This window comes from Cobetia sp. Dlab-2-AX (assembly GCF_024124625.1).
Lineage (GTDB): Bacteria > Pseudomonadota > Gammaproteobacteria > Pseudomonadales > Halomonadaceae > Cobetia.
The window spans coordinates 412808-421900 of the sequence record NZ_JAMXRV010000004.1 but is presented as its reverse complement, the minus strand read 5'-3'; the positions used below and the strand labels follow the sequence as shown (position 1 = coordinate 421900).

5 protein-coding genes are annotated in these 9093 nt (G+C 64.3%); all 5 read right to left on the bottom strand.

Going from position 1 to position 9093, the window contains the following annotated elements; all coding sequences use genetic code 11:
• Window positions 1–534: 534 nt before the first annotated feature.
• Window positions 535–2439, bottom strand: coding sequence for a M48 family metallopeptidase (locus tag NH396_RS09600; RefSeq protein ID WP_176676219.1), 1905 nt, complete (start codon window positions 2437–2439; stop codon window positions 535–537).
• 70 nt (window positions 2440–2509) lie between these two features.
• The gene (locus NH396_RS09595; protein WP_166019876.1) at window positions 2510–3103 is read right to left on the bottom strand and encodes a LemA family protein; all 594 of its coding nucleotides are present in this window, start codon (window positions 3101–3103) and stop codon (window positions 2510–2512) included.
• Between the two features lie 201 nt (window positions 3104–3304).
• Entirely contained in the window at window positions 3305–4912 is a 1608-nt protein-coding gene (locus NH396_RS09590) for a bifunctional 2-methylcitrate dehydratase/aconitate hydratase (RefSeq protein ID WP_176676218.1), read from the bottom strand.
• 204 nt (window positions 4913–5116) lie between these two features.
• Entirely contained in the window at window positions 5117–6385 is a 1269-nt protein-coding gene (gene prpF / locus NH396_RS09585) for a 2-methylaconitate cis-trans isomerase PrpF (protein ID WP_176676217.1), read from the bottom strand.
• Complete coding sequence (gene acnD / locus NH396_RS09580) at window positions 6382–9084, bottom strand: Fe/S-dependent 2-methylisocitrate dehydratase AcnD (RefSeq protein WP_176678256.1); 2703 nt, start codon at window positions 9082–9084, stop codon at window positions 6382–6384. The genes prpF and acnD overlap by 4 nt, the downstream gene beginning before the upstream one ends.
• Between the last annotated feature and the right edge of the window lie 9 nt (window positions 9085–9093).

Below are 9093 nucleotides of genomic sequence, written 5' to 3'. Positions count from 1 at the left end.
TGTTAAGCCTGCCGCCAGCGTTCAATCTGAGCCATGATCAAACTCTTCAGTTGAAAGCTTGATAGTCTGTTAAGCAGACCAAACTTGGTTCAGAGTCAAACTTCTCGTGAGAGGCTTGCTCCGATATTTGGTGACCTTGTCACCACTCATCGGCAAGCGCTCACACGAATTACCTGATCAAATTTTTAAAGAGCGTCGCTGTGAAGCGAGGAGGCATATTCTACCCGGAACGCTTGAGAAGTCAAGCACTTGATGATGAGTCAGTCGACTGCCTCTAAGCATCATCAAGCGGTGAGGAGCGTTGCTCGATCACCTGTTCCGTAAGGATTGCGGCGCATTCTAGCGAATCGCCCGGAATTGTCAATCGATGGTTTCGAAGCGGACTTCAAAAACATCAAGCAAAACAATCACCTGCAAACCTCTTTCACCGCTGGTGACGCCATGCGTCCCCGGCAGCGGATGCGTACTTTACGCAGGAATCGGTTTGATGGCAAGAGCTTTGACGCAGAAAATAGCTGCTCGCCTGATCGATACTCAGACCGCCCTGCCATCCGCAGGCCGTGATACTGGGCGCGCCTGCCAGCCGCCACGCGAATGGGACTGTGTCTCAAGCGCCGCTTCCAGGCGTGCCTCCGGCAGCTGCATGACGCGGGCCAGCAATGTCAGCAGGGCCACTTCCTCATCGGCCAGTGTCTGGTCAGCATGCACCACCTGGGCAAGCGCCGTGAACCAGCGCTGCTTGTCCATCGGGCGCAGGTGAGCCAGCTGCGTGAGATGACGACAGCGCAGCGCAGGGTTATCTCCATCCGGCTGCGACTGCGGATACGCAAGCGCCAGACCAAGTTCCGCACTGGCGTCCAGGAAGATGGCCTCGCGCATCGCTTCATCGTCGATGAGTCCGACCATCAGCATGAGCCAGTGCTGACAGGCCGGCTGACATTGCTGCAAGGCCAACGAGTCACTCTTGCGATCGATTCGCGGGTCCAGTGACTCCAGCAACAACTGCCACAGACACCAGATGAACATGTCCTGCGGAGGTGTCTGCGCCTTGAGCATGCGATGAGCGCGCTCATCCGCTTCCCGCCAGCGCGGTATCAGCCGGTTGAGCAAGGGGATCCACTCGACTCGCGGCAAGGACTCGAGCTTGCGCCGCGCCTCGCGCACGCGCTTGCCATCCAGCCAGTCATGCTGACGTTCAAGCTCGGTGAGCCAGACCCCACGCCGGGTGAGTTCCGAGGGCGCGATCATCGCCACCACCAGCTGCGGGCAGAGAAAACGTGACAGCGTCAGGTTCTCGAGTTCCCCCCGGGAACGCGACAGCTCGCCCAGGACAGCCGCGCCGGCGATACCCGCCATGACCCCGCCAAGCACTTCTGCCCCGATGGGCCCCTGCTGCTCGAAGGTATGCACCGGTTGCTGACGCGCGCTCAGATATTGCCTGTCCCAACGGGGTTCCAGGCGCTTGATGCGTTCATCCAGCGGCGGATGCGAGTCGAACCAGCCCGTCAGCCATGGCGGACGCGCTTCGACGAAGAAGAGATGGTTGTAGGTCATGGCGCGCGGATGCTGGATGCGCCCCTGCCAACCCATGCCGCCGATACGCTTGAGGGCCGAGGCGATGCCATCCGGAAAGCGCGTCAGACGCACCGCACTGGCATCGGCGAGATATTCGCGTGAGCGCGCGACCCCGCGTTGCAGCAGCCTGCCGCCCAGCCCGCCGAGACTGCCGAGCAACCACAGCGCCACACCGACCAGCATCAGCTGTGGCATGCCGCCTTTCCTGTCGGAGCCGGAGGAGCGCGCCCTGCCCAGCACGAAGCCGATGCGCCCCGTCCCCATCAGGAAGCGTCCCGCCTCGGAGAGAAACACCAGGCCATGGACCGCACTCGCCAGACGCAGGTTGAGGCGAATATCGCCATTGGCGATATGGGCGAACTCGTGAGCGACCACGCCCTGCAGCTCGTTGCGATCCAGCTGCTCCAACGCCCCGCGACTCAGCGCGATCACCGCATCATGTGGCCGATAGCCCGCCGCGAAGGCATTGATCATCGCCTCATGCGGAAGCAGGAACAGCTGCGGCGTGGGCAGATTGGCGGCGATCGCCATCTCTTCCACCACATTCAGTGCCCGCCGCTCGCGCGAGTCCTGGGTCTCGACATCCACCAGCTTGCCACCCAGGCGTGCGGCCACGACCGCGCCGCCCTGCTGCAGACGCCGCAGCTCACGCGCTGCGACCAATGCATTGCACAGGAAGATGATGCTCGCCACTGGCCAGACATATTCAAACGTCGTGGTGGCCGGGCGCCCCAGGAAACTGCTGATCGCGACATGCACCACGGCGCCGGCGGCAAGAGACACCACCAGCGACATGACCGTGAAGGCCACCAGCAATAGCCGCGTACGACGCCGCGCACTGTCCTGCTCATGATAGAAATTCATTCGCGCTCGCCATCTACCCAGTCAGGATCACAGCGCAAGACCGCTGCGAGAGAAGCATCAGCCGGTCGACTCAGGAGAAACTGACATCCGGGGCCTGGCGGATCTTCACGCTGTCATCGAAGGCCAGCAGACCTGCATCACTGCGATGACCGAAGGTCGGCGCGAACATCACCTGCGGGAAGCTCTGGCGATAGACGTTGTAGTCGGTGACGGCATCATTGTAGGCCTGACGCGCGAAGGCGACGCGGTTCTCGGTGGCGGTCAGCTCTTCCATCAGGTCGCTCATGGTCTGGTCCGCCTTGAGCTCCGGATAGGCCTCGACCACCACATCCAGCTTGCCCAGACTCGCCGCCAGCCCCTGCTCGGCACCGGCCAGGCTGGCCAGCTTGTCCATGCTGCCGGGGTGCGCCGCTGCGGCATTCAAGGCAGCCATCGCCTTGTTGCGGGCATTGATCACTTCTTCCAAGGTGCCACGCTCATGACTCAGATAGCCCTTGGCCGTCTCGACCAGATTGGGAATCAGGTCGTAGCGCCGCTTGAGCTGCACCTCTATCTGCGCGAAGGCATTCTCGAAGCGCGCCTTGAGGCTGACCAGCTTGTTGTAGATCGAGATCACGTAGATGACGATCAGCGCGATGGCGCCCAGCAGCAGAAATGTTTTCATGATGAGTCCCTTGTGATGAAGCCTTTGCCATGATGCCTTTGCAATGAAGGCTCGGCAGGCGTTGCCCCGCTCTCCGGCGAGTCTTTGCAAGCACTCCTGGCGATCGCCCTGTGCAATCCGCTTCCAGTTTACCCATACCGGATGACGGCACCAGTCAATTGGATGACTGATTGCCAACGGGGCATCATGCGGCCGGCAACCTCACGGCACCCAATGCGCCATGAACTCGTGCACCGACAGTGCTTCGAGTCGCTCGCGATCACCCAGCAACGCCATCAGGGTGTCGCAACGCGAAGGCGGGAAGCAGGTGGCCAGATTGGCCCGACACTTGTCCTCGAGCGGGGCGAGCGACTCTTCACGCCGCCGGCGATGTCCCAGCGGGTATTCCACCGTCACCTGCTCAGTGGCACTGCCATCGCAAAAGACCACCCGCAGGGAATTGGCGATCGAGCGCTTGTCGGCTTCCAGATACTCGCGGGTGAAGCGCGCCTCTTCCTTGACGACCATCCTGCCACGCAGCCGGTCGATCTCCGGGTGAGCGGCATGGAAGCCATCTTCATAGTGATCCGCGTTCAACTCGCCGAAGATCAGCGGCACCGCGACCATGTATTGAAGGCAGTGATCGCGGTCCGCCGCATTGGCGAGTGCACCCTGCTTGGAGATGATGCGGATCGCGGATTCGTGGGTGGTGATCTCGATGCGCTCGATCTCCTCGAGCCGGTCGCGAACCTCGGGATGGAGCTGGACGGCCGCCTCGGCGGCGGTCTGGGCATGGAATTCGGCCGGAAAGGAGACCTTGAAGAGCACGTTCTCCATCACATAGCTACCCAGAGGGCGCGCCAGCGTCAGGTGCCGTTCGTTTTCAGGCTTGAGGGCGAGATCGCTGTTGCCGTGACTGAAGGAAACATCATTGAAGCCCCACTGCGGCGCACTGAGAGCGCCGGGGATGCCCATCTCGCCACGCAGGGCGATATCCGCCAGCCGCACGCCGCGTGAGGTGGCGTCCCCCGCCGCCCAGCTCTTGCGCGAGCCGGCATTGGGCGCATGACGATAGGTACGCAGACTCTGGCCATCGACGAACGCGTGCGACAGCGCCGACAGCAACTGCTCGCGATTCGCCCCCATCAAGCGCGCCGTCACGGCAGTGGTCGCCACCTTGACCAGCATGACATGGTCGAGCCCGACGCGATTGAAGCTGTTGTCCAGCGCCAGCACACCCTGGATCTCGTGGGCCATCACCATGCTCTCCAACACATCACGCATCACCAGAGGCGGCTTGCCCTGCGCGACACGCTGGCGCGAGAGGTGATCCGCCACCGCCAGAATGCCGCCGAGATTATCCGAGGGATGCCCCCACTCCGCCGCCAGCCAGGTATCGTTGTAATCCAGCCAGCGGATGGTGCAGCCGATATCCCACGCAGCCTTGACGGGATCGAGACTGAAGGCGGTGCCGGGCACCCGCGCACCATGCGGCACCACGGTCTCGGCCACCAGCGGCCCGAGATGCTTGGTGCATTCCGGGAAGCGCAGCGCCAGGATGCCGCAGCCGAGGGTATCCATCAGACACAGGCGAGCAGTGTCCATCGCCTCCGCCGAGGGACCTGAGCGCTCGCTCTTGCCAGCCCGGTCATCCACATTAGCATCCGCATCCGCGATATGCGGTCCATCGCAATACCCCAGCACATAGTCGGCGATCTGCTGCAGCTCCGGGTCATAGTCCGGGCGCTGATTGGCGCTGGCCTGACTTGTACTGGCTTGAGTGGCGCTGAGACGGCTTTCGCCTTTCTGATCAGAGGATGGCGTGCTCATACATGACCTCCTGTCGTGGATCGTCTTTGCCCATGTGCGGCTCCCGCGACACCGGCACACCCTCCGAAATACCTGTGTACACACCACAGACACGCGAAAGCCGGCCCTCTGCACATGCATGCCAGGCCGGCTTTCATCGGGGTGCCGCAGAAGGGGCTTTGACTGTCGAACATGACAACCGACCCTCACCTGCCTATGCCGGCGCTAGCGCATCAAGGTCTTCGCCGGCACCCGCACCCAGCCTTCCATCAGGATACGCGCGCTGCGACTCATCACCGCTTCACTGACGGTCCACTCGCCCTCGCCTTGCTGGCCATCACTGCCTTGGCCTGCCTCTGTCTGCCGATGGGCACTCGCGCCGACCCTGAGTGTGCCGGAGGGATGCCCGAAGCACACCGAGTCACGCGCCGCGTCAGTCTGCCCAGCCCCAGACTCAGCATCGGCTCCGCCAGCGGCGGCAAGATTGACCAGCGTGCCCGGTACCGCAGCCGCCGCGGCGATGGCGACGGCCGCGGTGCCCATCATGGCGTGGTGCAGCTTGCCCATCGACACGGCGCGGATCAGCACATCGATCTCGTCGGCCTTGATCTCGCGACCACTGGAGACAACGTGATCCACCGGCGGCGCCACGAAGGCGACCTTGGGGGTGTGTTGGCGCGTGGCGGCCTCGCCCAACTCCTGGATCAGTCCCATGCGCAGTGCGCCGTGGGCGCGCAATGTCTCGAGGCGCGCGAGGGCCTCGGCGTCCGAGTTGATCGCCTCCTGAAGCTCGGTGCCCTGATAGCCGAGATCACGGGCAGCGACGAAGATGGTCGGGATGCCGGCATTGATCAGGGTCGCCCGGATTCTCCCGCCCGCGACCACCGATTCCGGCACTTCCAGCGTATCGACCACATTGCCGGTGGGGAACATGCTGCCTTCGCCGGCGGCAGGGTCGCGGAAGGCGACCGCCACTTCGGCGGCCGGGAAGGTCACGCCATCCAGGGCGAAGTCGCCGGTTTCCTGGACGCGCCCTTCGCACATCGGTACCCGCGCGATGATGGTCTTGCCGATGTTGGCCTGCCAGATACGCACCTCGGCGATACCGTCACGCGGCAGGCGCTCGGCCGGCACCAGGCCCTTCTCGATGGCGAAGGGCCCCACCGCCGCCGAGAGATTGCCGCAGTTGCCGCTCCAGTCGACGAAGGGCGAGTCGATGGAGACCTGGCCAAACAGATAGTCGACGTCGTGGTCCGGCTGTTCGCTACGACTGATGATCACCGTCTTGCTGGTGCTGGAGGTCGCGCCCCCCATGCCGTCGATCTGCTTGGCATAGGGGTCGGGGCTGCCGATCACGCGCAGCAGCAGGGCATCGCGCGCCGGGCCCGGCACCTGCGCCGCTTCCGGCAGTTCATCGCGCAGGAAGAACACGCCCTTGCTGGTGCCGCCACGCAGGTAGGTGGCGGGAATCCTGAGCTGTGCCTGCTGGCTCATGCCGATACCTCCGCCGCCGTCTCGCCCGGCGCCTGCGAGTTCAGGAAGTCCTCGGCGAAGCGTTGCAGCACTCCACCCGCCGAGTAGATGGAGACCTCCTCACGGGTATCGAGACGGCAGGTGACCGGCACGCGCTCGAGCTTGCCTGCCTTGTCACCGGCGGTGCGCTCGATCACCAGCGTGAGTTCTGCCCCCGGCGCCGGCTCGCCCTCGACGGCGTAGATCTCGCTGCCATCCAGCGCCAGCGTCTTGCGCGTGGTCCCGGCGGCGAACTGCAGCGGCATCACGCCCATGCCGACCAGATTGGTGCGGTGGATACGCTCGAAACCTTCCGCGACGATGGCCTCGACGCCCGCCAGCCGCACGCCCTTGGCCGCCCAGTCACGCGACGAGCCCTGGCCGTAATCCGCGCCCGCGATGATGATCAACGGCTGCTTGCGCTGCATATAGGCCTCGATGGCCTCCCACATGCGTACCACCTTGCCTTCCGGCTCCAGACGCGTGAGCGAGCCCTGCTTGACCTCGCGCTTGCCGTCCGCCCCTTCCACCACGGCCATCTCGTTGATCAGCTTGGGATTGGCGAAGGTGGCCCGCTGCGCGGTGAGGTGATCGCCACGGTGGGTGGCGTAGGAATTGAAGTCCTCCTCCGGCAGGCCCATCGCGGCCAGGTACTCGCCTGCCGCACTGCTGGCCATGATGGCATTGGAGGGTGACAGGTGATCGGTGGTGATGTTGTCCCCCAGCACCGCCAGTGCCCGCATGCCCTTGAGCGTCGGCGCGCTGGCCAGGCCACCTTCCCAGTACGGCGGACGACGGATGTAGGTGCTCATCTCGCGCCAGTCGTAGAGCGGACTGGTCGTGTCGTCGCGACCCTGACGGGTCTCGAACATCGGGATGTAGACCTGACGGAAGTGGTCCGGCTTGACGCTGGCACCGACGATGGCGTCGATTTCCTCGTCGCTCGGCCACAGGTCCTTGAGCATGATCGGCGAGCCGTCCGGCGCATGCCCGAGAACATCCTTCTCGATGTCGAAGCGGATGGTGCCTGCGATGGCGTAGGCGACCACCAGCGGCGGCGAGGCCAGGAAGGCCTGCTTGGCGTAGGGGTGGATACGGCCATCGAAGTTGCGATTGCCGGACAGCACTGCGGTGGAGTAGAGATCACGCTCGACGATTTCCTGCTGGATCGCCGGGTCCAGCGCACCGCTCATGCCATTGCAGGTGGTGCAGGCGAAGCCGACGATACCGAAGCCGAGCTGCTCGAGTTCCGGCAGCAGTTCCGCCTCTTCCAGATACAGCTGCACGGCCTTGGAGCCCGGCGCCAGCGAGGTCTTGACCCACGGCTTGCGCGTCAGCCCCAGCGCATTGGCGCGTCTGGCCAGCAGGCCGGCGGCGATGACATTGCGCGGATTCGAGGTATTGGTGCAACTGGTGATGGCGGCGATGATCACCGCGCCATCCGGCATCAGGTCGCGCCCATCCTCATCCTGCTCATGCTCGATCACCCCAGAGATGCCACGCGCGGCAAGCTCGCTGGTCGGCACGCGACTGTGCGGGTTGGAGGGGCCCGCCAGGGTGCGCACCACCGAGGACAGATCGAAGGTCAGCTCGCGCTCATATTTCACCGCGCCTTCGATATGGCCGCTCTCATCGGCCCACAGCCCGGTCTCACGCGCGTAGCGCTCGACCAGCGCGATGTTCTCCGGCTCACGCCCCGTAAGGGTCAGGTAGTCCAGCGTCTGCTGATCGATGTAGAACATCGCCGCCGTGGCGCCGTACTCCGGCGTCATGTTGGAGATGGTGGCACGATCGCCCAGGGTCAGGCTGGCCGCGCCTTCGCCGAAGAATTCCAGATAGGAGGAGACGACCTTCTCGGCGCGCAGGAATTCGGTCAGCGCCAGCACGATGTCGGTGGCGGTGATGCCCGGCTGCGGACGCCCGGTGAGGCGCACGCCGATGATGTCCGGCAGGCGCATGTAGGAGGCGCGCCCCAGCATCACGCTCTCGGCCTCGAGCCCACCGACGCCGACGGCGATCACGCCCAGCGCATCGACATGCGGCGTGTGGCTGTCGGTACCCACCAGGGTATCCGGGAAGGCGACCTGATGGCCCTTCACATCGGCGCGCGACTCGATCACCGGCGACATCCGCTCCAGATTGATCTGGTGCATGATGCCGTTGCCCGGCGGAATCACGTCGATGTTCTCGAAGGCCTGACGGGTCCAGTCGATGAAGTGGAAGCGGTCCTCGTTGCGCCGCTCCTCGATGGCGCGGTTCTTGGCGAAGGCGTCCTTGTCGAAGCCGGCGTGTTCCACCGCCAGCGAGTGGTCGACGATCAACTGGGTCGGCACCACCGGATTGACCTTGGCCGGGTCTCCGCCGCGCTCGGCGATGGCATCGCGCAGACCGGCCAGGTCGACCAGCGCGGTCTGACCGAGGATGTCATGACACACGACGCGCGCGGGATACCAGGGGAAATCGAGATCACGCCGACGCTCGATCAATTGCACGAGACTGTCGCGCAGCTGGTCCGGCGGGCAGCGACGCACCAGGTTCTCGGCCAGTACGCGTGAGGTATAGGGCAGACCGGCATAGGCGCCGGGGGCGATGTCTTCCACGGCGGCACGCGCATCGAAGTAGTCGACCGGGGTACCCGGTGACGCCGTGCTAGGCAGGGGTTTGCGATACTCGGTATTCATGGGCATCCG